This window comes from Sulfitobacter mediterraneus, from assembly GCF_016801775.1.
Lineage (GTDB): Bacteria > Pseudomonadota > Alphaproteobacteria > Rhodobacterales > Rhodobacteraceae > Sulfitobacter > Sulfitobacter mediterraneus_A.
Window position 1 is genome coordinate 3,034,353 of the sequence record NZ_CP069004.1, and the last position, 24,149, is coordinate 3,058,501.

At 59.9% G+C, this 24,149-nt stretch carries 21 protein-coding genes; 16 read left to right on the forward strand and 5 right to left on the reverse strand.

Annotated features, from left to right (window positions below; genetic code table 11):
* Positions 1–15: 15 nt before the first annotated feature.
* The 5 genes from purH to JNX03_RS15030 all read left to right on the forward strand — a co-directional run bounded on the left by purH (position 16) and on the right by JNX03_RS15030 (position 5,417).
* Positions 16–1,602: a bifunctional phosphoribosylaminoimidazolecarboxamide formyltransferase/IMP cyclohydrolase gene (purH, locus tag JNX03_RS15010; protein ID WP_203209818.1), complete on the forward strand. Its 1,587-nt coding sequence runs from the start codon at positions 16–18 to the stop codon at positions 1,600–1,602.
* Positions 1,603–1,617: 15 nt separating this feature from the next.
* The gene (lspA, locus tag JNX03_RS15015; protein WP_203209819.1) at positions 1,618–2,115 is read left to right on the forward strand and encodes a signal peptidase II; all 498 of its coding nucleotides are present in this window, start codon (positions 1,618–1,620) and stop codon (positions 2,113–2,115) included.
* A 51-nt stretch (positions 2,116–2,166) separates the two neighbouring features.
* Positions 2,167–2,670 (forward strand): DUF3035 domain-containing protein, encoded by a 504-nt coding sequence (locus JNX03_RS15020; RefSeq protein WP_203209820.1) that lies wholly within the window; start codon positions 2,167–2,169, stop codon positions 2,668–2,670.
* 93 nt (positions 2,671–2,763) lie between these two features.
* A complete protein-coding gene (locus JNX03_RS15025; protein WP_203209821.1) occupies positions 2,764–4,107 on the forward strand; it encodes a M16 family metallopeptidase in 1,344 nt (447 codons plus the stop codon).
* A complete protein-coding gene (locus JNX03_RS15030) occupies positions 4,104–5,417 on the forward strand; it encodes a M16 family metallopeptidase (protein WP_203209822.1) in 1,314 nt (437 codons plus the stop codon). Before JNX03_RS15025 ends, JNX03_RS15030 begins: the two co-directional genes overlap by 4 nt.
* 101 nt (positions 5,418–5,518) lie before the next feature.
* On the opposite strand, the gene JNX03_RS15035 is transcribed toward JNX03_RS15030, so the two are convergent.
* On the reverse strand, positions 5,519–7,861 hold the full coding sequence (locus JNX03_RS15035; RefSeq protein WP_203209823.1) for an aldehyde dehydrogenase family protein: 2,343 nt from the start codon (positions 7,859–7,861) through the stop codon (positions 5,519–5,521).
* 38 nt (positions 7,862–7,899) lie between these two features.
* Complete coding sequence (gene deoC / locus JNX03_RS15040; protein ID WP_203209824.1) at positions 7,900–8,913, reverse strand: deoxyribose-phosphate aldolase; 1,014 nt, start codon at positions 8,911–8,913, stop codon at positions 7,900–7,902.
* Between the two features lie 249 nt (positions 8,914–9,162).
* Here deoC and JNX03_RS15045 point away from each other — a divergent pair, with 249 nt between their 5' ends.
* Genes JNX03_RS15045 through JNX03_RS15060 form a run of 4 tightly spaced genes read left to right on the forward strand, consistent with a single transcriptional unit; the run spans position 9,163 to position 13,062 of the window.
* Positions 9,163–10,131, forward strand: coding sequence for a metal ABC transporter solute-binding protein, Zn/Mn family (locus JNX03_RS15045; protein WP_203209825.1), 969 nt, complete (start codon positions 9,163–9,165; stop codon positions 10,129–10,131).
* 2 nt (positions 10,132–10,133) lie between these two features.
* Positions 10,134–10,934 (forward strand): metal ABC transporter ATP-binding protein, encoded by an 801-nt coding sequence (locus JNX03_RS15050; RefSeq protein ID WP_203209826.1) that lies wholly within the window; start codon positions 10,134–10,136, stop codon positions 10,932–10,934.
* Complete coding sequence (locus JNX03_RS15055; protein WP_203209827.1) at positions 10,931–12,136, forward strand: metal ABC transporter permease; 1,206 nt, start codon at positions 10,931–10,933, stop codon at positions 12,134–12,136. The genes JNX03_RS15050 and JNX03_RS15055 overlap by 4 nt, the downstream gene beginning before the upstream one ends.
* Positions 12,133–13,062, forward strand: coding sequence for a metal ABC transporter permease (locus JNX03_RS15060; RefSeq protein WP_203209828.1), 930 nt, complete (start codon positions 12,133–12,135; stop codon positions 13,060–13,062). Before JNX03_RS15055 ends, JNX03_RS15060 begins: the two co-directional genes overlap by 4 nt.
* On the opposite strand, the gene uraH is transcribed toward JNX03_RS15060, so the two are convergent.
* The gene (gene uraH / locus JNX03_RS15065; RefSeq protein ID WP_025049471.1) at positions 13,042–13,401 is read right to left on the reverse strand and encodes a hydroxyisourate hydrolase; all 360 of its coding nucleotides are present in this window, start codon (positions 13,399–13,401) and stop codon (positions 13,042–13,044) included. The genes JNX03_RS15060 and uraH overlap by 21 nt on opposite strands.
* Positions 13,402–13,931: 530 nt before the next feature.
* Here uraH and puuE point away from each other — a divergent pair.
* The 7 genes from puuE to JNX03_RS15100 all read left to right on the forward strand — a co-directional run bounded on the left by puuE (position 13,932) and on the right by JNX03_RS15100 (position 22,467).
* Complete coding sequence (gene puuE / locus JNX03_RS15070; RefSeq protein ID WP_203209829.1) at positions 13,932–15,347, forward strand: allantoinase PuuE; 1,416 nt, start codon at positions 13,932–13,934, stop codon at positions 15,345–15,347.
* On the forward strand, positions 15,344–16,153 hold the full coding sequence (locus JNX03_RS15075) for a bifunctional allantoicase/(S)-ureidoglycine aminohydrolase (protein WP_203209830.1): 810 nt from the start codon (positions 15,344–15,346) through the stop codon (positions 16,151–16,153). Before puuE ends, JNX03_RS15075 begins: the two co-directional genes overlap by 4 nt.
* Positions 16,150–16,638: an ureidoglycolate lyase gene (locus JNX03_RS15080; protein WP_203209831.1), complete on the forward strand. Its 489-nt coding sequence runs from the start codon at positions 16,150–16,152 to the stop codon at positions 16,636–16,638. Before JNX03_RS15075 ends, JNX03_RS15080 begins: the two co-directional genes overlap by 4 nt.
* A 51-nt stretch (positions 16,639–16,689) precedes the next feature.
* Positions 16,690–18,012 carry a uracil-xanthine permease family protein gene (locus JNX03_RS15085; protein ID WP_203209832.1) on the forward strand — a complete coding sequence of 441 codons (1,323 nt, stop codon included), beginning with the start codon at positions 16,690–16,692 and terminating at the stop codon, positions 18,010–18,012.
* Between the two features lie 83 nt (positions 18,013–18,095).
* Positions 18,096–19,316, forward strand: coding sequence for a urate hydroxylase PuuD (locus JNX03_RS15090; protein WP_203209833.1), 1,221 nt, complete (start codon positions 18,096–18,098; stop codon positions 19,314–19,316).
* Between the two features lie 71 nt (positions 19,317–19,387).
* Positions 19,388–21,229 (forward strand): DNA mismatch repair endonuclease MutL, encoded by a 1,842-nt coding sequence (gene mutL / locus JNX03_RS15095; protein WP_203209834.1) that lies wholly within the window; start codon positions 19,388–19,390, stop codon positions 21,227–21,229.
* Complete coding sequence (locus JNX03_RS15100; RefSeq protein ID WP_203209835.1) at positions 21,226–22,467, forward strand: DNA recombination protein RmuC; 1,242 nt, start codon at positions 21,226–21,228, stop codon at positions 22,465–22,467. Before mutL ends, JNX03_RS15100 begins: the two co-directional genes overlap by 4 nt.
* Here the strand turns inward: JNX03_RS15100 and JNX03_RS15105 are convergent, their stop codons facing one another.
* Positions 22,468–23,529: a saccharopine dehydrogenase gene (locus JNX03_RS15105; RefSeq protein ID WP_203209836.1), complete on the reverse strand. Its 1,062-nt coding sequence runs from the start codon at positions 23,527–23,529 to the stop codon at positions 22,468–22,470.
* Positions 23,526–24,143 (reverse strand): glutathione S-transferase family protein, encoded by a 618-nt coding sequence (locus JNX03_RS15110; RefSeq protein ID WP_203212264.1) that lies wholly within the window; start codon positions 24,141–24,143, stop codon positions 23,526–23,528. Before JNX03_RS15110 ends, JNX03_RS15105 begins: the two co-directional genes overlap by 4 nt.
* Between the last annotated feature and the right edge of the window lie 6 nt (positions 24,144–24,149).

Genomic DNA, 24,149 nt, shown 5'->3' on the forward strand with positions numbered 1-24,149 from the left:
CAAAGGACCACTGCCATGCCCGATCTTGCCCCCGTCAAACGCGCCCTTCTTTCCGTTTCCGACAAGACCGGATTGGTCGATCTGGGCAAGGCGCTGGCCACTCACGGGGTTGAACTGCTCAGCACCGGCGGCACCGCCAAGGCGCTGCGCGAGGCCGGGCTTGAGGTCAAAGACGTGGCCGAAGTTACCGGTTTTCCGGAGATGATGGATGGCCGGGTCAAGACCCTGCACCCCGTGGTACATGGCGGTCTGCTGGCCCTGCGCGACAATGACGAACATGTTGCCGCGATGAACGAACACAACATCGGCGGCATCGATCTGGTGGTGGTCAATCTTTATCCGTTTGAGGCGACGGTGGCCAAAGGGGCCGAATACGCCGAAGTGATCGAAAACATCGATATTGGCGGGCCGGCGATGATCCGTTCTGCCGCCAAGAACCATGGCTTTGTCAACGTTGTGGTTGATACCGAAGACTATGCCGCTGTGATCGCGGAGCTGGAGGCCAACAACGGCCAGACCACCTATGCCCTGCGTCAACGGCTGGCCCAGACGGCCTATGCCCGCACCGCCGCCTATGACACGGCTGTCAGCACCTGGATGGCTGCGCAGGTGGACGACACACCGCGCCGCCGCACCTTTGGCGGCACATTGGCGCAAATCTTGCGTTATGGCGAGAACCCGCATCAGCAGGCGGCGTTCTACACCGATGGCACAAACCGTCCCGGCGTGGCCACCGCGCAGCAGCATCAGGGCAAGGAGTTGTCTTACAACAACATCAACGACACCGATGCGGCTTTTGAGCTGGTCAGCGAATTTGACCCCGCGGGCGGTCCGGCCTGTGCGATCATCAAACATGCCAACCCCTGCGGCGTGGCCACCGGATCAACCATGGTCGAGGCCTATACCCGCGCCTTTGATTGTGACCGGACATCGGCCTTTGGCGGCATTATCGCACTGAACCAGACACTGGACGGTGAAACCGCCGAAGCGATCAGCGGGATTTTTACCGAAGTGGTGATTGCCCCTGGCGCTGATGCTGATGCGCTTGAAGTGTTTGCCAAGAAAAAGAACCTGCGTCTGCTGACCACCGATGGTCTGGCCGATGCCGATGCGGCGCAACTGGCCGTACGGCAGGTCTCTGGCGGCTTTTTGGTGCAGGACAAGGACGTGGGCCGGATCACACGGGATGACCTCAAGGTGGTAACCAAACGCGCACCGTCCGATCAGGAACTGAGCGATCTGCTGTTTGCCTGGACCGTGGCCAAACACGTCAAATCCAACGCGATCATCTATGTCAAAGACGGCGCAACCGTGGGCGTTGGCGCGGGCCAAATGAGCCGTGTGGACAGCACCCGCATCGCTGCCCGTAAAGCGCAGGACATGGCCGAAGCGATGGGACTGCCCGCGCCGCTGACCCAAGGGTCGGTTGTGGCCTCTGACGCCTTCTTTCCCTTTGCAGACGGATTGATCACGGCGGCCGAGGCGGGCGCAACCGCGCTGATCCAGCCGGGCGGCTCCATGCGCGATGACGAAGTGATTGCAGCGGCGGATGAGGCGGGCCTCGCGATGGTCTTCACCGGCATGCGCCACTTCCGACACTAAGACAGAGGGCGGCAGATGCGTATCTTTTACTGGGCCGGACTTGCCGCCTTTTTGCTGGACCAGGTCAGCAAGTACATTGTGATCCACCTGATGGATCTGTCGCGCATCCGCGCGATTGACGTGATGCCGCCGATCCTGAACTTCCGATATGGCGAGAACCGCGGGATCAATTTCGGCATTCTGGGCGATGCGCCTGATGCCAGCCGTTGGGTGTTGATCGGGCTTGCGCTGGTGATTTGCATCGGCGTGTTTTTCTGGATGCGCCGTGCCAAAGTTGGCGTTTTGGCGCAGATCAGTGCCGGATTGCTCGTTGGCGGTGCTTTGGCAAATGTCGCAGATCGGGTCATCTATGGCTACGTTCTGGATTTCCTGAACATGTCCTGCTGCGGGATCAACAATCCCTTTGTTTTCAACGTTGCGGATGTCTTTATCTTTACCGGCGCAATCGGTTTGGTCTTTTTTGTGGAAGATCCAAAAAAGGCTGGAAAAGCGGCGGCGAAAAAACATAAGTGACATTGCCCACCTGCCTGCGATATTGAAAGGCAGACCCATAGGAGACGACCCATGCGCCGTATCGCTTTGATTGCCCTGATCCCGCTCGCTCTTGCGGCGTGCTCCAATCAGGGATTGAGAGATCTGCGCAGCTCCTCTGACGGGCCGGACGAGTTTATGATCCAGCCGGTAAAGCCGCTAGAATCCCCCGACAACTACGCGACGCTGCCAACGCCGACACCGGGCAAAGCCAACCTGACGGATCGCTCTGCCCTGAACGAAGGGGTGCAGGCCTTTGGCGGGCGTCCGCAATCGGCGGATGGGGGTATCCCGGCAAGTGACGGCGCATTGGTGCGTCACGCCAGCCGCAATGGCGTGTCTGCCAACATCCGCGAAGAACTGGCCGAGACTGACGCCAAGTTCCGCAAGCGCAAGGCACGGTTCACCCAGTTCCGGATTGTGCCGGTGGATCGCTACAATCAAGCGTACAAACGACAGGCGCTTGATGCCAACAAGGAGGCACGTCGCTGGCGCCGGGCTGGTGCGCGTACTCCATCGGCGCCCCCGGCAAAGTGATCAGTCGTCAGCGCTGAAAGTGCAGATCGCCCCTTGATTGTGTGCGCAACCCGCGTACCTACAAGCACAAGCGAAACATTCAAAGGACGCTCCATGTTCAAAGCGCCGATTTTTGCGGCTTTGGCGGCGGTATTCCTGCCGTTTGCCACAGTCCACGCCAATGCCAACGAGGCGGTCAGCCATTTTACCCTTGAAAACGGGATGGATGTGGTCGTGGTCGAAGACCACCGCGCCCCGGTTGTGCAACAGATGGTCTGGTATCGCGCCGGATCTGCGGATGAGCCGAAGGGCGCATCAGGTGTTGCGCATTTTCTGGAGCATTTGCTGTTCAAAGCCACAGACAAAATGGAATCGGGAGAGTTTTCCGCAACCGTGGCCGCAAACGGCGGGCGCGACAACGCATTTACCAGCTATGACTACACCGCCTATTTCCAACGGGTGGCCGCCGACAGGCTGGAGCTGATGATGCGAATGGAAAGCGACCGGATGCGCAACATCCGGCTGACGCCGGACAACATCCGCACCGAACGTGACGTGATCCTCGAAGAGCGCAACCAGCGCACCGAGAACAACCCGTCTGCACTGTTCAATGAACAGATGAACGCCGCGCAATATCTCAACCATCGATATGGCGTGCCGGTGATTGGTTGGAAACACGAGATGCAGACACTTGATCTGGATGATGCGCTGTCCTTCTACGAGACCTATTATTCGCCCAACAACGCCATTCTGGTGGTCTCTGGCGATGTGGAACCCGAAGACGTGCTGGCATTGGCCAAGAAATACTATGGGGTGATCCCCGCCAATCCTGACCTGCCCGAACGCCTTCGCACCGAAGAACCGCCCCAGAACGCAGAGCGGCGGCTGATCTTTCGTGACCCGCGTGTGGCGCAACCCTATGTAAGCCGGTCCTATCTTGCGCCGGAACGTGATCCCGGGGCACAGGAAAAGGCCGCTGCACTGACAATCCTCGCCGAGATCCTCGGCGGTGGCACCACGTCGTTCCTGGCGGAAAAGATGCAGTTCGATACCCAAGTCGCGACCTACACGGCGGCTTATTATCGGGGCAGTTCCCTTGATGACACTACGTTTAATTTCATTGTTGTTCCGGCGGATGGCGTGACCTTGCAACAGGCAGAAGATGCTCTTGATGCTGCGCTGGCGGATTTTGTCATTGCCGGTGTCGACGCAGAACAGTTGGACCGGATCAAATTACAAATCCGCGCTTCTCAGATTTATGCCCGTGACGATGCCGACAGCGTTGCCAACCGCTATGGTCAGGCGCTGGCGATGGGGATGAGTGTGCAAGACGTGCAAGACTGGCCTGATATTCTTGAGGCTGTGACAGCCCAGGACATCATGCAGGCCGCCAGTGAAGTTCTTGATCGGCGGGCGTCTGTCACCGGATGGCTGATGAAAGCGGAGGCCGCGCAATGAGATTAATTTTTGCCCTGATCCTGACAGCACTGGCTGGTCTTCCAGCCCGGGCCGAAGTGAACATCCAATCTGTTACCAGTCCCGGCGGGTTGACCGCATGGTTGGTTGAAGAACCTTCCATTCCCTTTGTCGCGCTGGAAATCCGGTTTCGCGGGGGTGCCTCGCTGGACCGGCCCGGAAAGCGCGGCGCGGTGAACCTGATGACGGCGCTGCTGGAAGAGGGGGCGGGCGACATGGACGCCCGCGCTTTTGCCCGTGCCGCAGAAGCGCTTGCCGCCAGTTATGATTTTGATGCCTCCAATGATGCGGTGGCGATCTCGACACGGTTCTTGACCGAGAACCGTGCAGAATCCGTGGCTTTGCTCAAGTCAGCGTTACAGGCGCCACGATTTGACGAAGAAGCGATAGAACGGGTGCGGCGGCAGGTGCTGTCGATAATCCAGTCTGACCAGAAAGACCCCGATGACATCGCAAGCCAGACGTTCAATCAAATTGCCTATGGCGATCACCCATATGGATCGTCCCTGAATGGCACTTTGGAAAGCGTGGCGGCATTGACCCGGGATGACCTGCTGGCGGCGCATGCTGATGTGCTGGCCCGCGACCGGATTTATATCGGCGCCGTTGGCGACATCACGCCCGAAGAACTGGGCGCATTGGTGGATGAACTGCTTGGCGGATTGCCGGAAGAAGGGGCAGAAATGCCGCCACTGGCAGAGGTGACAATCCCCCCTGGCGTGACGGTGGTGGACTTTGCCACACCGCAATCCGTTGCGATCTTTGGCCAAAAGGGGATCAAGCAGGATGATCCAGACTTTTTTGCCGCGACCATTCTGAACCATGTGATCGGCGGCGGGTCGTTTGAAAGCCGTCTGATGACTGAGGTGCGCGAAAAACGTGGGCTGACCTACGGGGTCTATTCCTATCTTGTGCCGCAGGATCTGGCCGAGGTTTACATGGGCAACGTCAGTTCGGCCAATGACCGCATTGCGCAGGCCATTGCAGTGATCCGCGATGAATGGGCCAAGGCCGCGGCCGAGGGCATCACCCCGCAAGAGCTGCAGGACGCCAAGACCTATATCACCGGGGCCTATCCCTTGCGGTTTGATGGCAATGGACCGATTGCGAACATTCTTGTGGGCATGCAGATGATCGGCCTGCCGATTGACTACATTCCAACCCGCAATGACAAGGTTGAGGCGGTGACGCTGGCGGATGTGAAGCGCGTTGCGGCGGAACTGCTTGACCCCGAAGGCCTGCACTTTGTTGTGGTTGGGCAGCCCGTAGGGATCGAGAGCACGGGCAATTGATCAGCCTGTGTAAAACGAGGCGCTAAAGCGCCACACGATATTGGTTCTGGCCAACGGCCAGAACGCTTTTTTGAGTTTTTCTTGCCAAATGAAGGCAGGGATTACTCGCCGTAGGGCACCCAGATGTTTTTGACCTCTGTGGCGGCTTGCAGGAATTCCCGCCCTTCGCCAGCGGCCCCGTGCCAGTCACGGGCGATACCGTTGTTGACCCATGTGCGCTTGAGATTATGGGCAGATCCTTTTTCGATGATTCCGCTCAGCTCTCCTGCGCCAAAGGACCAAACCGCGTCGACATCCATGTGCCGGGCCAGCGGATCGGCGATATCTGATTGCGGGCCTGTCAGGATGTTCACTACGCCCGCAGGTACGTCGGAGGTTTCAAGCACTTGCACAAAGTCGGTTGCGGACAGTGGGAAGGGCTCGGACGCAGAGAGGATCACGCGGTTGCCCATGGCGATGGCAGGCGCCATGCAAGAGATCAGGCCCAGAAGCGGCGCCTCGGCAGGGCAGAGCGCGCCAATGACGCCCACAGGTTCCTTCATTGCCAGTGCAACACCGCGGATCGGAACGCCGTGCACCTGACCGTCGTATTTGTCGGCCCATGCAGCATAGGTAAAGAGGCGGCGCACGGAGGCATCGACCTCTTTTGCGCCGGACTTGCCACCCTGCATTGCATCAAGGCGGTTGGCGAACTCATCGTGACGCGCGGCGAGGTTTTCGGCGATGTAATAGAGGATTTGTGCCCGCAAGTGCCCCGTGGTCTTTGACCAGCCTTTGGCGGCCTGTGCCGCCTCGACAGCGTTGCGCACATCCTTGCGGTTGGCCAGTGATGCATGGCCCAGCAAGGCGCCTGATTTGCCCCAGACCGGCGCGGAATAGCCACCGTCGGGCCGTGCCTGTTTGCCGCCGATGTAAAGCTTGGCGGTCCGGTCAACAGGATCGGCGGGCGCGCCTTCGCCGGTGAAGGCATCAATGGGTTTGAGCGGTTTGGCATTGCCTTTGGGTTTGGTGTAGGCGCTGAGGCCTTCCCAGCCACCCTCGCGGCCAAAGCCGCTTTCACGGACGCCGCCAAAACCCGCAGCGGCATCCATTAGGTTGGTGCCGTTGATCCAGACAATCCCGGCGACCAGCTTGGGGGCGATGTCGAGGGCCAGATTGACGTTCTCGGACCAGATCGTCGCGGCCAGTCCATAGCGGGTGTTGTTGGCCAGTTGCACTGCCTCGGCAGGGGTGCGGAATGTCGTGGAGACCAGAACCGGACCAAAGATCTCTTCTTGCATCAGGGTGTCGGCAGGGTTCAGACCAGTGATTAGAGTTGGCGGATAAAAACACCCTTCTGCTGGCATCTCGGTTTCTGCGACGAAACGTTCGCCTGCGGTATTGGCCTCGACCAAGCTGGATACCGATTGCAGCTGCACCGGATCGACCAAAGCGCCGACGTCGATGCTTTTGTCCAGCGGGCTGCCCACACGTAGCTTGTTCATCCGGGCGCGGAGCTTGGCATAGAAACGGTCCGCGATGGGTTCATGCACCAAAAGCCGCGATCCGGCGCAGCAAACCTGCCCCTGATTGAACCAGATCGCATCAACCAGCCCCTCGACAGCGCTGTCGAGATCGGCGTCGTCAAATACGATGTAGGGGGATTTGCCGCCCAGCTCCAGCGTCAGCGCCTTGCCGCTGCCTGCGGTCGCCTCGCGAATGCGGCGGCCTACGGCGGTGGAGCCGGTGAAGGCGATCTTGTCGACGTCTGCGTTGACGATCATCTCGCCCACTGCACCGTCGCCGGTGACGATGTTGACCACGCCTTTGGGCAGACCCGCCTGACGGCAGATGTCGGCAAAAAGAAGGGCAGTCAGCGAGGTATACTCCGCCGGTTTCAGCACCACGGTGTTCCCCATAGCCAATGCAGGCGCGATCTTCCATGCCAACATCAACAGAGGGAAATTCCACGGGATGATCTGTCCACAAACGCCCAAGGCTTCGGCATCAGGCAGTTCGCTGTCCATCAGTTGCGCCATGCCCGCGTGGTAGTAAAAATGCCGTTGGGCCAAGGGCACATCGATATCGCGGGCCTCGCGGATCGGCTTGCCGTTGTCCATCACTTCCAGCACCGCGAACAGGCGGCTGTGTTTTTGCAACAAACGGGCCAGCGCATAGAGGTATTTCGCGCGGCCATGTCCGCCAATCGCGGCCCATTTGGGCTGTGCCTTGCGGGCCGCTTTGACGGCGGCATCAACGTCGGCTTGGGTGGCTTGGGACAGGGTTGCCAGAATTTCGCCCGTTGCGGGGTTTTTGCTGTCGAAACCATCACCGGCCTTGGTGAACGCCCCGTCGATGAAATGGCCAAACCGATCGCCCTGATCGACAAGCCACGCCAGTGCTTCGGCGGCTCCCTCGGGGGCGGTGCCATACTCCATGGTCTCAAAGATGTCAGCGACGCTCATAGTTCACCCTTTTCAAAAGTCTTGGTCCAGCGCTTGGCTTAGCTTGTGGCGTGGCGGTATCCGGCGGAATAGCTGCCGGTGACGTGGTGTTCGAGTTGCCGCTCAATGTCATTGAGCAGCGAGGAAGCGCCAAAGCGGAAGAGGTCCGGCTCAAGCCAGCGATCGCCAAGCTCTTCTTTCATCAGCGCAAGATAGGTGATCGCATCCTTGGCCTTGGAAATGCCGCCCGCCGGTTTGTAGCCGACGCGGATGCCGGTGCGTTCAAAATAGTCGCGGATGGCGCGGATCATCACCAGACTGACGGGCAGGGTAGCGTTGACGCTTTCCTTACCGGTCGAGGTTTTGATGAAATCGGCACCGGCCATCATGCACACCAAACTGGCGCGGGCGACATTGCGCAGGCTGCCCAACTCGCCGGTGGCAAGGATTGCCTTGACGTGCGCATCACCGCAAGCGGCACGGAAGGCTTTCATTTCGTCATAAAGCGCCTGCCAATCGCCGGTCAGGACATGGCGACGCGAGATCACGATGTCGATCTCGGCTGCGCCTGCCTCAACGCTCATTTCAATTTCGCGGATGCGCAGTTCAAGCGGCGACAGGCCGGCGGGAAATCCGGTAGACACCGCCGCGATGGGGATATTGGTGCCTTCCAGGGCGCGTTTCGCGGCCGGGATCATCTCGTGATAAACGCAGACCGCGCCGGTTGTGATCGGCTTCATCCCCAGCGCGTTCAGCAGATCAGGCGCAACCGGTTGCCGCGCCTTGGCACAAAGCCGTTCTACGCGCCGTTCGGTGTCATCGCCAGACAGCGTGGTCAGGTCGATACAGGTGATCGCACGCAAGAGCCATGCCGCCTGATGGGCCTTTTTCACAGACCGCCGGGCAGGCAAAGTCGCGGCACGGCGTTCCACGGCGGAGGTGTTCACCTGCACGCTGCGCACCCAATCGAGGTCAAGCGGCATACCGGGATTGCGCGGCTCCGTAACCTGCGGCAGATGCGCGTCGGTTGTCGTCGCGTCGGTGGGCTTTTTATCGGTGAGCTGGGCGGCCATAGGGCATCTCCGGTTCGAACAGATGGTCAAATTGCCACGGGCGGCAGGGGAATAGCAAGATGTCCTGCCGTGCGGTCACAAATGCATCAAATTGGGCAAAGCCGCAGGGGGCGAGGCCGGGCCGGGCCAAAACCGGCGGAAAAGCGCGCCAATCAACTGCTGGTTTAGAATGATATTGAGAATTAGTCGCAACAAGCTTGACTTAGTTGAGAATCAATCGCATCTATTACCGCAAGGAGATTGAGATCTATGGATTCTTTTTCGGTAACACGTCGCGCGGCCCTGTTGGGTGGTCTTGCGGTTTTGGGAACTGCGTCCTTTGCACGGGCCGCTGGCCAGCTGGATATTGTAGCGACCACGGGGATGATTGCAGATGCCACACGCCGGGTCGGCGGAGATCTGGTGTCGGTGCGGGCCTTGATGGGACCGGGCGTTGATCCGCATGGCTATCGTCAGACCCGCAGCGATATCGTGGCGATGACCCGTTCGGATCTGGTGCTGTGGCACGGGCTCTACCTCGAAGCGCAGATGGAGCGGTTCTTTGAAGAATTGGGCGACAAGCGGCAGGTCGTTGCCGTGGCGGAGGCCCTGCCAAAGGACAGCCTGCTGAGCCATGCAGATTATGAAGGGCGTTATGACCCCCATGTATGGATGGACCCGGCGACATGGATTGGTGTGGTTCAGGAAATCACCCGCACGTTGACCACCTCACGGCCAGAGCATGCCGCCGCATTTGAGGCCAACGCCGCAAGCTACATCGAAGAATTGAACGCATTGGTCACCTACACAGCCGAGGCATTGCGCCGCGTGCCGGAAGATCAGCGTGTGTTGGTCACCGCCCATGACGCCTTCAGTTATTTCGGCAAGGCTTATGATTTTGAGGTGATCGGTATTCAAGGCATTTCAACCGCCAGCGAGGCGGGGTTGAACCGGATCAGCGAACTGGTGGACGTTCTGGTAGAACGCAACATCGGCGCGGTGTTTGTCGAAACATCGGTGTCGGATCGCAACATGCGGGCCTTGATCGAAGGGGCCGCTGCCCGCGGGCATGAGGTACGCATTGGCGGATCGCTTTACAGTGATGCGATGGGTGCGGATGGCACTTATGAAGGCACCTATATCGGTATGATTGATCACAACGCGACCACCATCGCCCGTGCTTTGGGCGCGGATGTGGCCCCTGGCGGCATGTCGGGCAAATTGATGCGGGGGAGCTAATCATGTCATTGGATCTGGTCACAGCAGACGCATTCACATCCCAGGAAACGGCCCGGCAGGACAGCCCTTTGGCGATACGAGGGTTGACGGTATCCTATGGGCAGAAACCTGCGGTCTTTTCCGTTGATATGACAGTCGAGACAGGCAAGATGACGGCGATCATCGGCCCCAACGGGGCAGGTAAATCGACCATGCTCAAGGCCGCACTGGGCATCATCAAACCGCTGGCGGGCACAACAACCGTATTTGGCAAACCAGTGGCGCAACAGCGCCAGAAGATCGCCTATGTGCCGCAGCGGGCTTCGGTGGATTGGGATTTCCCAACGCGGGTGATCGATGTGGTTCTGATGGGCCTTTACCCCAAGCTTGGCTTGTTGGGGCGGGTCCGTGCGGCGCACCGTCAAAAGGCCGAGGATTGCCTCGCCCGTGTCGGTATGCAGGATTTTGCCACCCGCCAAATCGGCCAGCTGTCCGGCGGCCAACAACAGCGTGTATTTCTCGCCCGTGCCTTGGCGCAGGATGCGGAGCTGTACCTGCTGGATGAACCTTTCGCGGGTGTCGATGCCGCGACAGAAAAGGCGATCATCGCGGTTCTCAAATCCCTGCGAGATGCAGGCAAGACCGTTGTGGCCGTACATCACGACCTGAGCACGGTGGCTGAATACTTTGACAACGTGTTCCTGATCAACACCCGCCGCGTGGCCGAAGGCAGCATGGTCAACACCTTTGTCTCGCGCAACCTGCAAGATGCGTATGGCGGCCGCCTTGCCGGGGCGCAGATGGATGCGCTGGCACTCTCATGATCTTTGACGCACTGCTGTTGCAGCTGGGCTATAACGCCACGCTCGTGACGCTTGGTGCGGCCTTGCTGGGCATGGCTGCCGGTGTGGGTGGCACTTTCCTGTTCCTGCGCAAACGCGCCCTTGTCAGTGACGCGATCAGCCATGCCACCCTGCCCGGTGTGGCGCTGGCATTTATGGCGATGGTGGCGCTGGGCGGGGATGGTCGCAATCTGATCGGGCTGCTGGGCGGCGCGGCGATTTCGGCGGCGGCAGGCCTCCTATTGGTCTCATGGCTCAGCTCCAGAACTCGGCTGGCCGAAGATGCGGCTATCGGGTCGGTGCTGTCCGTTTTTTTTGGTTTTGGGATTGTCCTGCTGACCGTGATCCAAACCATGACCGCAGGCAGGCAGGCAGGCCTTGAGGGGTTCTTGCTTGGCTCTACCGCAGGAATGTTGCGCAGCGATGCATTGGTGATCGCGGTCTCAGCGGCGATCACGCTGGCGCTGGTCCTGCTGATGCGGCGTCCGTTGACGCTGGCGGCATTTGATCCCGAATACGGGACTTCGCTTGGGCAAAATGTGCCGCGCACCGATCTTGCCATGATGGGGCTGGTGCTGGCGGTGACAGTTGTGGGCCTCAAGATTGTGGGTCTGATCCTGATTGTGGCGCTGCTGATCATCCCGCCGGTGACCGCGCGGTTCTGGACGGAACGGACCAATCATGTGGTGCTGATCTCCGGTCTGTTGGGTGGCGTATCGGCTTATATCGGCGCCGCGCTTTCGGCGGCTTTGCCGGATGTGCCCACCGGGCCGATCATTGTGCTGGTCGGCTTTGCCCTGTTTGTGATTTCTCTGCTTTTGGCGCCGCAGCGTGGATTGGTCTCTGCCGTGATGCGGCATTTGAGCTATCAGCGGCAGGTGCATCTACGCCAGGGGCTTTTGGCGCTGGCCCACGGGCAGCCGATCTACGAACGTCTGACCCTGCGCCTGTTGCGCAAACGCGGCTGGGCCTTGCCTGACGGCGTCGCCACCCCCGAAGGCAAAGGCCGCGCGGCCAAAGCGATGCGCGACGAAACCCGCTGGCAAGAGATCCGCCGCGATCCGGCGTTTGAAGTGGCGGCATCGCGATACGACGGGCTGACCGAAATCGAAAGCGTCCTGACCCCAGACCAAATCATCGAAGTGGACCGCCGCATTGGCCGCGCCGGACCGGTGTCCGCATGAACGGCGCGGAGTTTGTTCCCCTTTCGCTGGTTCCGTTGCTGACCGGCATCTTCGTGGCGGTGGCCTGTGCATTGCCGGGCAATTTCCTTGTGCTGCGGCGGCAGGCGCTGATCGGCGATGCGATCAGCCATGTTGTGCTGCCGGGTATCGTTGTGGCTTTTCTGATCACCGGCGTGGTCAGCACATGGCCCATGCTTTTGGGCGCGGCGGGTGCAGCGATGGTTGCAGTTGTCGCGATTGAGGGCGTTCGCCGGCTTGGCCGGATCGAGGCGGGCGCGGCCATGGGCGTGATCTTTACCGCGATGTTTGCCGGCGGTGTCCTGCTGTTGGAACAATCCGACACGTCCTCGGTGCATCTGGATGTGGAACACGCCCTTTATGGAAATCTGGAAAGCCTGATCTGGCTGGATGCGACAGGTTGGTCCTCCTTGTGGGATTGGCAGGCACTCAAGGGATTGCCGGTGGAACTGCCGCGCATGGCCCTCACACTTGTTGCGGTTACGCTTTTTGTTGCGCTGTTTTGGCGGCCCCTCAAGATCAGCACTTTTGACGAAGGGTTCGCCCAGACCATCGGCATGCGCACCGGCCCGTTGGGGCTGGGGCTGGTGATCATGGCGGCGATTGCGGCGGTGGCGGCCTTTGATGCGGTGGGCAGCATCATTGTGATTGCGATGTTCATCTGCCCGCCCGCAGCGGCGCGTTTGATGACCAACAGGCTAGAGCATCAGGTGGCGTGGTCTGTTGCTTTTGCCACGATCGCGGCGGTTCTGGGCTATGTCTTTGCAGGCTACGGGCCGCTGTGGATCGGACTGCAAGATTCGGTCTCGGCGGCGGGCATGATTGCCACCGTATCGGGGATCATCCTTGGTCTTGCGGCCCTCTTTGGCCCGCACCGACTGCGCGGATCAGCTGCCCCGGTAGGTTGAATAGCCAAAGGGCGATAGCAAAAGCGGTACGTGGTAATGCGCATCTCCGTCTGAAATGCCAAAGCGCAGCGGGATTTCATCCAGAAACCGCGGATCTTCGGCAGGGGTGCCGATCCGGTCAAGGTAGGCACCGGCCTCAAACACCAATTCATAGGTACCGGTGGCAAACTGCCCCTTGGGCAGGATCGGCGCATCTGTGCGGCCATCTGCATTGGTTTGCATCTGCGCGAGTTTGAGCCGGTTTGTGCCTTCAATCCGGTAAAGGGTGATGGTCATCCCTCCGGCAGGCAGACCGCGTGCTGTGTCCAGAACGTGGGTTGTAAGATATCCTTGCGACATTTGAACGCTCCTGCCTGTTGCCTTGGAACCGTTGAGGATAGCTGCCCCGCCGGTCAGGTCAATCCATGGCTGCAAACCGATTCGCGCCCTGATTCGCATGTTTTTTGTAAAGCGATTCGTTTTTGCTTTGACCTGCGAATCATCCCTTGCGTATATGGAGGCCCACACCACATTCAGGATCGGCCAATTGCGTGCCGTGACCTGTGGTCAAACGTCTGGGGGGACGTAACACATGAAATATTGGACCGTTCAGGTCAGATCATTCCGGCAAGGCGGCGGTCAAACCCGCGCAATGCCAGTGGTGCCGTACCCCTATGCGCCGGGGTTGGCCCCCCGTGGCAGCCTATCCAGCAGTTACAGATTGGCCCGCGTCCGATACCGTTAAACGAAGAAAAAGCGCAGATGCATCAGCCTTTCTGGCAACGGGTCGCCCCAAGGGGCGGCCCGTTGGCGTTGCGGCGGATAAATTGCACAATTGCGGCGCAGGCAGGATTTGTGCAGGGTGATGGGCGCGCAAACAGGATGCAGATATGACCCGCTACCCCAGAGATTTTCGCGGCCACGGCGCGACGCCGCCCGACGCCGCTTGGCCCAATGACGCCCGGATCGCCGTGCAATTCGTGCTCAATTACGAAGAGGGGGGCGAAAACTGCCTGCTGCATGGTGATGCGGCGTCAGAGGCATTCCTGTCTGAGATTGTCGGCGCAGCCCCCTGGCCGGGCCAGCGCCATTGGAATATGGAAAGCATCTATGACTACGGGGCACGGGCCGGGTTCTGGCGGTTGCATCGCCTGTTCACCGGCGCGGATATCCCAGTCACGGTATACGGCGTCGCCTCCGCTTTGGCGCGCGCGCCCGAGCAGGTTGAGGCGATGAAAGACGCCGGTTGGGAGATCGCCAGCCACGGGCTGAAATGGATCGACTACAAGGACCACATCGCCGCGGATGAACGTGCCGACATTGCCGAAGCCATCCGCCTGCATACCGAGGTTGTGGGGGAGGCACCGCAGGGCTGGTACTGCGGGCGCACATCGGTGAACACCGTCTCCTTGGCGGCACAGACCGGCCAGTTCGACTATATTTCTGATACCTATGACGACGATCTGCCATATTGGATGGAGATCGACGGACGGGAACAGTTGATCATCCCCTACACGCTCGACTGCAACGACATGCGCTTTGCCACGCCGCAGGGTTTCAACTCGGGCGATCAATTCTATGCCTATCTGCGCGATACCTTTGATGCGCTTTATGCCGAAGGCACCCAAGGTCAGGCCAAGATGATGTCCATCGGTCTGCACTGCCGTTTGATTGGACGTCCCGGACGGGTGCAGGCGTTAAAACGGTTTGTCGAGTATATCAAAGGGTTTGAAGGGGTCTGGACGCCGCGCCGGATTGATATTGCCGACCACTGGCGTGCGGCGCATCCCCCCGCGCTGCGCGGCCTGCGCCCCAGTCAATTGTCGCGGTCTGATTTTGTCGCGGCCTTTGGCGGGATTTTCGAACATTCCGCCTGGATCGCCGAACGCGCGTTTGAGCTTGAACTTGGCCCCGTCCATGACTGCGCGGCAGGATTGCACAATGCCTTGGCCCGAATGTTCCGATCTGCAACCTGCAACGAACGGCTTGGCGTGTTGACGGCGCACCCGGATCTTGCGGGCAAACTGGCCGCTGCAAAACGGTTGACGGCAGAAAGCACTGCAGAACAGGCCAGCGCAGGATTGGATGCGCTCACTGATGCAGAACGCAGCCGGTTTGAGGAGCTGAACACCGCCTATGTGGCCAAACACGGTTTCCCTTTCATCATCGCGGTGAAGGATCACGACAAAGACGGCATTCTGCGGGCCTTTGAAACGCGGATCAGCAATGACACCGACACCGAATTTACCACAGCCTGCAAACAGGTCGAACGCATCGCGCGTCTTCGGCTGGAGGATATGTTTTGACCTATGCGTTCCCCCCCGGCGGCCTGCCGGATCAATCCGTAAACCCCGAAGGCGCGGCGGTCTTTACCGACGCCTATGCGGTGATCCCGGCGGTCACCCAGCGCGACATCGTCACAAGTTTTCTTCCCGGTTGGAAAGGCATGCGCATGTGGGTCTTGGCCCGCCCGCTCAGCGGTTTTGCAGAGACCTTTTCCCAATACGCGGTCGAACTGTCCGCGGGCGGCGGTTCGGACACGCCCGACGTGGATGACGAAGCGCAATCCGTTCTGTTGATCACGGAAGGCCAGTTGACCCTCAACATTGATGGGAAAACCCATAAGCTGACAGAGGGCGGCTATGCCTACCTTCCACCTGATACTGTCTGGACCCTGTGGAATGACGATGCCGGACTGTGCAAGTTTCACTGGGTGCGCAAGCGCTACGTTGTGGCCGATGGTGTTGATGTGCCGCCCCCTTTCGTGACTTCTGACAAGGACGTGGCCCCGATAGAGATGCCCGATTGTGATGGTGTCTGGGCCACCACACGATTTGTCGATCCGTCCGATCTGCGCCACGACATGCATGTGAACATCGTGACGTTTCAGCCCGGCGGCCGCATTCCCTTTGCCGAGACCCATGTGATGGAACATGGGTTGTATGTGCTGCAAGGCACGGCGGATTATCTGCTGAACAAGGACTGGGTGCCTGTCGGTCCCGGCGATTTCATGTGGCTGCGTGCGTTTTGCCCGCAGGCCTGTATCGCCACAGGCAAGGAACCGTTCCGCTATCTGCTGTACAAAGACGTGAACCGTCACATGCCGCTATGACCCGTGAGATCACGGCGGAACCATTGACCGCCGAGGCCTTCGCCCCCTTCGGTGATGTGCTGGAGCTGCGAGAGACGCCAGACAAAATGATCAACGCGGGCCTGTGTGGCCGCCATCATGATCTGGCGGCGCTGGACTTTGGGCCAGAAGGCCGCGCCGGTATCAGCCTGTTTGACGCCCAGCCGCGCAGCTTTCCTTATGAGCTGACATTGCTTGAGCGTCACCCCGAAGGATCGCAAGCCTTCGTGCCGCTGACAGAACACCCCTTTTTGGTGATTGTCGCACCGGATCAGAAGGGCAAGCCGGGCACCCCTCGCGCCTTTCTGACCACCCCGCATCAGGGCATCAATTTCCATCGCGGAACATGGCATGGCGTGTTGACCCCCTTGCATGCGCCGGGGCTATTCGCGGTGGTGGATCGCATCGGAGCGACACCAAATCTGGAAGAAATTTTTCTTGATCCACCGTATATTGTGGTCCCATAGTTGCTGCGACCCGGAAAAATCGGGCGAAAAACAGCAAGACAGGGACAGAATATGACAGATACCTCCTCATCGGTCGGCTATCACGACCCTTCGAATACACCGCCACTTGGCCAAGCTATCCCTCTGGGATTGCAGCATGTTTTGGCGATGTTTGCCTCTAACGTCACGCCATCCATTATTGTCGCCGGTGCTGCCGGTCTGGCTTTCGGCGGGCCAGAGCAAGTTTACCTGATCCAGATGGCAATGCTCTTTGCCGGGATTGCAACGCTCTTTCAAACTGTCGGTTTTGGGCCGGTTGGTGCGCGGCTTCCGATCATGCAGGGCACCAGTTTTGCCTTTGTGGGTGTGCTGGCCGGGGTCGCCGCGACCCAAGGTCTCGGTGTGGCGCTGACCGCCTGTATCATCGCGGGCGTGATCCACTTTCTGCTTGGGTCGGTGATTGACAAGCTGCGCTGGCTGTTTCCGCCCTTGGTGACTGGCCTCGTGATCCTCGCCATCGGTCTTTATCTCATCCCGGTCGCCATCAAATACGCGGCGGGCGGTGCCGCGACGTTTCAGATGGAGGCCGAAAGCTTTGGCTCCCTGATGCATTGGACCGTGGCCCTTTCGGTGGTGATTGTCGCGCTGGCGCTCAAGTTTTTCACCAAAGGAACGCTCAGCAATGCGGCTATCCTTGTGGGTCTGATCGTTGGCTACATCGTCGCCTACCTCAGCGGCATGGTCAGTTTCGGCGCGGTCTCCAAGGCCAGCTGGTTCACAGCAATCAAGCCACTGCCTTACGGGTTTGAATTCTCGCTCGGCGCTGTCATCGCCGTCACGCTGGTCTCGATCGTTTCTGCGATTGAAACCGTGGGCGATACCTCCGCCACCACCAAGGCAGGCGCAGGGCGCGAGGCCACAGACGCCGAAATCACCGGAGCGACCTATGCTGACGGTCTGGGCACAGCGGTCGCCGGTGTCTTTGGCGGTTTGCCAAACACATCCTTCAGCCAGAACGTGGGCATCGTCGGCATGACCGGCATCATGAGCCGCCATGTGGTGACGATTGGCGCATTGGTTCTGATCCTTTGCGGGCTTGTTCCGAAAATCGGCGCTGTCATCGCGTCCATGCCCCTGCCGGTCTTGGGCGGCGGTGTGATTGTGATGTTTGGCATGGTTGCGGCGGCGGGCCTCAATGTGCTGAGCGAGATCAACATGAACCGGCGTAATATGGTGATCATCGCTGTTGCGCTGGCGGCGGGTCTGGGTCTGAACCTTGTGCCGACAGCAGTGCAGTATCTGCCAGGAGTTGTGAAAACACTGGCTACATCCGCGGTTGCCCCTACGGCATTGGTGGCGATCGTCCTCAATCTGGTATTGCCTGAGGAAATCTAGGCAAACTCACAGACACGCCCCCTTGCGCGGGCGTGTCTTTCCCGTTCTTGTAGCGGGACGATTTTTTGACCGGAGCCTTCCCCATGTACGATCTCGCCGCCATCGCCAGCTGGATAGAGTTTGCCGTGCGTTGGGTTCATGTGATCACCGCGATTGCCTGGATCGGATCGTCATTCTACTTCATCGCATTGGATCTCGGCTTGCACCGCGACCGCAATCTTGCCTCCGGCGCCGATGGTGAGGAATGGCAGGTTCACGGCGGCGGGTTCTATCACATCCAGAAATACCTGATCGCCCCGGACCAGATGCCTGGTGATCTGATCTGGTTCAAATGGGAAAGCTATGCAACCTGGCTGTCTGGGTTCGCCCTGTTGGTGCTGGTCTATTATCTGGGTGCAGAATTCTATCTGGTCGATCCCTCCGTGGCGGATATCGGCACGGTCCAGGCGGTTCTGATCTCGCTGGCCTCGCTGACCTTTGGCTGGATCGCCTATGACCAGATCTGCAAAAGCAAGTTTGGCGACGACAACACCCGCCTGATGATCCTGCTTTATGTGATCCTTGTTGGGATGGCCTATTTCTATACCTCGGTGTTCTCAGGCCGGGCGGCGCTGCTGCATCTGGGGGCGTTCACGGCCACGATCATGTCGGCAAATGTGTTCTTTATCATCATGCCGAACCAGCGGATTGTGGTCGCGGACTTGCAGGCCGGGCGCACGCCGGACGCCAAATACGGCAAGATCGCCAAGCAGCGCAGCACCCACAACAACTACCTGACATTGCCGGTGATCTTCATGATGCTGAGCAATCATTACCCTCTGGCCTTCGCCTCAGAGATGAACTGGCTGATCGCGGCGCTGGTGTTCCTGATGGGTGTGACAATCCGGCATTATTTCAACACAGTGCATATGCGGGCGGGCAATCCGATCTGGACATGGTTGGTCACGGCGCTGATCTTTGTGGTGATCATGTGGCTCTCCACCGCGCCGATGTTCCAAGCGGCGGAACGTGAAGAGGCGCATGGCCCTGCCCTGCGCTTTGCCAAGGCCGAAGGGTTTGCGGACGTGCAGGATATCGTCATGGGCCGGTGCAGCATGTGTCATGCCGCTGAACCTGCGTGGGAAGGGATGCATTGGCCGCCCAAGGGCGTGCGGCTTGAGACCGAACACCAGATCGCCATGGCCGCCAAGGAAATCTATTTGCAGGCGGGGCTGACCCACGCCATGCCCCCCGCCAACCTCAGCTATATGCAACAAGATGAACGGGCACAGATTGTGGCCTGGTATATCGCCGCCACAAAATAGCTGGGGATAACCCGGTTTCGCCCCGATATCCGGGTTTAAGAATCGGGCGCTCCCATGCTAGGTTTTGCGCTATGGCGCATCCCAACCCCAATATAAGCGAAAATCAGCCCGTCATCCGGCAACTGGACGACGCTGCAATCAACCGCATCGCCGCGGGCGAAGTGGTGGAGCGGCCTGCCTCTGCGGTCAAAGAACTGGTCGAAAACGCTGTTGATGCCGGTGCCAGCCGGATCACGGTGGAATATGCGGACGGCGGCAAGACATTGATCCGGGTCACGGATGATGGCTGCGGCATTGCGCCGGATGATCTGCCGCTGGCCCTGTCGCGGCATGCGACCTCCAAAATTGACGGCTCGGACCTGCTGAATATTCACACCTTCGGCTTTCGTGGGGAGGCATTGCCGTCTCTCGGCGCGGTGGGCCGGCTGACCATCACCAGCCGCGCCGCAGGACATGAAGGGGCAGAGGTCACGGTGAGCGGCGGCAAAATGGGTGCAGTCAAACCTGCGGCCCTGAACGGCGGCACCGTTGTCACCCTGCGCGATCTGTTTTTTGCAACGCCCGCGCGGCTCAAATTCATGCGCACCGACAGGGCCGAGGCGCAGGCGATTGGCGATGTGGTCAAACGACTGGCGATGGCGGAACCCTTTGTGCAGATCGTGCTGCGGGATGTCTCTGGTGACGGAGCAGGGCGCGAGGTGTTTCGCGCCGATGCGGAGCAGGGCGATTTGTTCGATGCCCTGCATGGCCGTTTGGCGCGGGTGTTGGGGCGCGAATTTGCAGACAATTCGTTGCGCATCGATGCGGAACGCGAGGGGCTGCATCTGACTGGTTTTGCCGCGCTGCCGACCTATTCGCGTGGATCTGCAGTGGCGCAATATCTGTTCGTGAATGGCCGTCCGGTGCGGGACAAACTGCTGACTGGCGCGCTGCGCGGTGCCTACTTCGATTTTCTCAGCCGCGACCGGCACCCGGCGGCGGCGCTGTTTTTGGACTGTGATCCGACGCTGGTAGACGTAAACGTGCATCCTGCAAAATCCGAGGTGCGGTTTCGCGATCCCGGTCTGGCGCGTGGGTTGATCGTTTCGGCGCTGCGTCACGCGCTGGCCAATGCCGGGCATCGCGCCTCGACCACGGTCGCGGGGGCCACCCTTGGCGCGATGCGTCCCGAACCCACGGGCGCACGGGTTTATCAGATGGATCGCCCATCAACAGGCGCACGGCAGGCGGCCTATGACGCGCAAGCGCCGGGTTTCGCCGAGACCGCTGGGATGTGGGGCCGTGTCGAAACTCCGCCGGAAGAGGTGGTCGAAACCCAAGATCCCGCGCAGCAATATCCGTTGGGCACAGCCCGCGGTCAGGTGCATGAAAACTACATCATCGCGCAGACCGAAACGGGCATGGTCATTGTCGATCAACACGCGGCCCATGAACGGCTCGTCTATGAAAAGCTCAAGACCCAGATGGCCGAAAACGGCGTCGCGGCGCAGGCGCTCCTGATCCCCGAGATTGTGGAACTGTCAGCAGGCGATTGCGCCCGTCTATTGGACCTGGCGGACGAGTTGCAAAAATTTGGGCTGGGCATCGAAGCCTTTGGCGGCAGCGCCGTCGCAGTGCGCGAAACACCCGCGATCCTTGGCACGGTGAACGCCCGCGCGATGGTGCTTGATATCCTGGATGAACTGGCCGACCAGAACGACAGCAACATCCTGCAGGCACGGATCGAGGCGATCCTCAGCCGCATCGCCTGTCACGGCTCGATCCGGTCGGGCCGCTGGATGCGGGCCGAAGAGATGAACGCGCTGTTGCGCGAGATGGAGGCGACCCCGCATTCGGGGCAATGCAACCACGGACGCCCCACTTACGTAGAACTCAAGCTGGCCGATATTGAACGGCTCTTTGGACGGACATGATCACAATCGCAGGGCAAACATATCAATGGGGTGATCCGCAGGTCACAGCGGCGCTGATCGGGGCGGGGGTGATCATGTTGATCCTGATCCTGCTGATCATGGCGGTGCGGGCGGCGGGGCGTTCGGCCCAGATGGCCGCGCCGCTGGCACAGCAGATGCAGATCCTCGGTGGCCATGTGCAACAGCTCGGCGCGGGCCAGGAACAATTGCGCGGCGGTCTGCAGACGGTGTCTGACACACAAGCCAACGCACAGGCCCAGATGATCCAAAGCATCGAAACGCGCATGGCCAATGTGCAGCAACAGATGCAAGACCGGCTGGCTGACAATGCAGCCAAATCCGCACGGGCCTTGGCGGAGATGCAGGAACGGATGAACCACACCCTGCACGGCTCGGCCAAGCAGACGACCACCAGTTTGACGCAGTTGCAGGAACGGCTGGCCGCCATCGACAAGGCGCAGGACAATATCACCAAGCTGAGCGGCGATGTTCTCAGCCTTCAGGACATTCTCAGCAACAAGCAGACCCGCGGTGCCTTTGGCGAAATTCAGCTGCATGACATCGTGTCAAAGGCACTGCCCTCTGACAGCTATAGTCTGCAAGCGACACTAACCAACGGAAAACGCGCCGATTGCCTGATCCATCTGCCGAACCCACCGGGGCCGATTGTGATCGACAGCAAGTTCCCGCTGGAGGCCTATGAGGCACTGCGCAATGCCAAGACGGATTATGAGTTGAAAGAGGCCGTGGCCAAGATGAAAGTCTCGGTCAAGGCCCATATCAAGGCGATCTCGGAGAAGTATATTCTGGAAGGTGAAACCGCAGATGGCGCGTTGATGTTCCTGCCGTCAGAGGCAGTCTATGCCGAATTGCACGCCAATTTCCCCGAACTCATTCGCGATGGTTTTGCCGCACGGGTGTGGATTGTATCGCCAACCACCTGCATGGCGACGCTGAACACCATGCGGGCAATTCTGAAAGACGCGCGAATGCGAGAACAGGCGGGCGCGATCCGCAAGGAACTGGGCGCGTTGCACGGCGATGTGGAACGTTTGGTGACGCGCGTTGGCAACCTCGATCGGCACTTCGGTCAGGCCCGCAAAGACGTGGACGAGATCATGATCAGCAGTGAAAAGGCGGCCAAACGCGCCGGCCGCCTGCACAACTTTGATTTTGAAGAACTGTCCAAGGACAGTGCGGAAACCACGGTTGTCCCGCTGGCCAAGCCTGACGTCTGATCACACCGCAGCGAGATGTTTGGCAAAGGTCGCTTCGGCCCGCGCCCAAACGCCTGCCTGATCCCCGGCCAGCGACCGCAAGGTTGGCAGCAATTGCCCCGCATAATCCTGCGCGCTTTCAAGCGGCAGCATTGAGGGAAGGTTGTCGATGGCCGTGACATCCAGCGGCGGATCGTCATGCACCCGCAGCGCCGGTTCCGCCCAGGTGGTGGTCTTGTCATAGACCTGCACGGGGTTGAAATCGCTGTCCGGATCACAGGCCACATCACCAATCACCCGCAGCTTGCGCGGGGCGGTTGGCGCATCAGGGCGCACGAAGGGTGGCGTGTTAGGACCGGCCAGAATGCAGTTGAAAAACAAGGTGTGATCCAGAATTTCAGGATAAGGTCCGCCATGCGCTGTCTCGGCCATATCCCATCCGGTGACGCTGACATCCATCGCTTTGCACAGATCCGCCGCGCCGGTGCCAACGCGTCCCAAGGCGCCGATGATCAGGGCATCGGGGGCTTGATCCATAAACGGCGCCAGCTCCTTGCGCAGGGCGTCTTTCATCGCATCGGCGTTCGGATAGGGGGCGACCGGTCCGGCCACCTCGCCCCTTTGCTGCGCGGCCCAGCATTTCAGGGCAACCGCCGCACCGGCAAAACCGGCCCAATAGCCAAAGGCCGCCACCCGGCGACCGCTTTCATCGGTCAGATACTCCAGATCCAGCAAGGTACCGCCGCCCGCTTTGAACCGTTTGAGCAACGCCTGCCCGGCAGATTGGCCCTTGAAGGCATGGCCAAACATGATGTGCCGGTGCGGCAGGGGCGTGCCATCTTCGGGCAGTTCCTTTAGGCCAAAGATAATCGCATCTGCGGGGGCATCGGGCCAACTGTAGGCAGGCGCAATGGTGCAGCCGACCTTTGCATAATCATCGGTCGCAATCACCCGGCTGTCAGAAGCCTCTACCGTCACGGAAAACCCTACCGCCAGCAGTTCTGCCGCGCCTTCGGGGGTCAATCCGACACGGGTTTCATTGTCGCGCTGTTCGGCGCGGACCCAAAGATGTGGCGTGGTCATAGCATACCCTTTTCACGAATGGTCTTAACACTGTCCCGCGCGTCCATGCGGCTGAGGAAAGCATCAATGGCCGGAAAGTCCTTGCGCGGCACGCCATCCCCTTCCATCCAGTTGCAGACGATAAACAGATACAGATCGGCGATGCTGATCCGGTCCCCCAGAACATAATCACCGCGCAGGCAATCGGATTGCACATATTCCGCGCAGGCCCGCACGGTTTGCGGGACTTTCGCCTGCATGTCGGCATGGCTTTCTGGTTTGTCGGCCCAGCGGCTGCCCCGCATCTTGTGGGCATGGGCGACATGCATGGTCGACGCCAGATAGAACATCACGCTGCGCATGTGGGCGGCGTCTTCGATATCCGACGGGATCAATCCGGCCTGCGGCGCGAGATCGGAAATATATTCAAGCAAGGCGCCCGTTTCCGTCAGGATTGTGCCTTTCTCAGTGATCAAGGCGGGCACACGGCCTTTGGGATTGATCGCCAGATAGGCCGGCTTGGTCTGCGCGGCGGTGGTAAAATCCACCTTCTCCAGCTCATAGGCCAGACCGGTCTCTTCAAGGCCAAGGGCGACTGCAATCGAGATCGTACCGGGGGCGTAATAGAGTTTCAGCATGAG

Coding starts and splice junctions, on each gene's coding strand:
- purH (WP_203209818.1), top strand. CDS start 16: ATGCCCGATCTTGCCCCCGTCAAACGCGCCCTTCTTTCCGTTTCCGAC.
- lspA (WP_203209819.1), top strand. CDS start 1,618: ATGCGTATCTTTTACTGGGCCGGACTTGCCGCCTTTTTGCTGGACCAG.
- JNX03_RS15020 (WP_203209820.1), top strand. CDS start 2,167: ATGCGCCGTATCGCTTTGATTGCCCTGATCCCGCTCGCTCTTGCGGCG.
- JNX03_RS15025 (WP_203209821.1), top strand. CDS start 2,764: ATGTTCAAAGCGCCGATTTTTGCGGCTTTGGCGGCGGTATTCCTGCCG.
- JNX03_RS15030 (WP_203209822.1), top strand. CDS start 4,104: ATGAGATTAATTTTTGCCCTGATCCTGACAGCACTGGCTGGTCTTCCA.
- JNX03_RS15035 (WP_203209823.1), bottom strand. CDS start 7,861: ATGAGCGTCGCTGACATCTTTGAGACCATGGAGTATGGCACCGCCCCC.
- deoC (WP_203209824.1), bottom strand. CDS start 8,913: ATGGCCGCCCAGCTCACCGATAAAAAGCCCACCGACGCGACGACAACC.
- JNX03_RS15045 (WP_203209825.1), top strand. CDS start 9,163: ATGGATTCTTTTTCGGTAACACGTCGCGCGGCCCTGTTGGGTGGTCTT.
- JNX03_RS15050 (WP_203209826.1), top strand. CDS start 10,134: ATGTCATTGGATCTGGTCACAGCAGACGCATTCACATCCCAGGAAACG.
- JNX03_RS15055 (WP_203209827.1), top strand. CDS start 10,931: ATGATCTTTGACGCACTGCTGTTGCAGCTGGGCTATAACGCCACGCTC.
- JNX03_RS15060 (WP_203209828.1), top strand. CDS start 12,133: ATGAACGGCGCGGAGTTTGTTCCCCTTTCGCTGGTTCCGTTGCTGACC.
- uraH (WP_025049471.1), bottom strand. CDS start 13,401: ATGTCGCAAGGATATCTTACAACCCACGTTCTGGACACAGCACGCGGT.
- puuE (WP_203209829.1), top strand. CDS start 13,932: ATGACCCGCTACCCCAGAGATTTTCGCGGCCACGGCGCGACGCCGCCC.
- JNX03_RS15080 (WP_203209831.1), top strand. CDS start 16,150: ATGACCCGTGAGATCACGGCGGAACCATTGACCGCCGAGGCCTTCGCC.
- JNX03_RS15085 (WP_203209832.1), top strand. CDS start 16,690: ATGACAGATACCTCCTCATCGGTCGGCTATCACGACCCTTCGAATACA.
- JNX03_RS15090 (WP_203209833.1), top strand. CDS start 18,096: ATGTACGATCTCGCCGCCATCGCCAGCTGGATAGAGTTTGCCGTGCGT.
- mutL (WP_203209834.1), top strand. CDS start 19,388: ATGGCGCATCCCAACCCCAATATAAGCGAAAATCAGCCCGTCATCCGG.
- JNX03_RS15100 (WP_203209835.1), top strand. CDS start 21,226: ATGATCACAATCGCAGGGCAAACATATCAATGGGGTGATCCGCAGGTC.
- JNX03_RS15105 (WP_203209836.1), bottom strand. CDS start 23,529: ATGACCACGCCACATCTTTGGGTCCGCGCCGAACAGCGCGACAATGAA.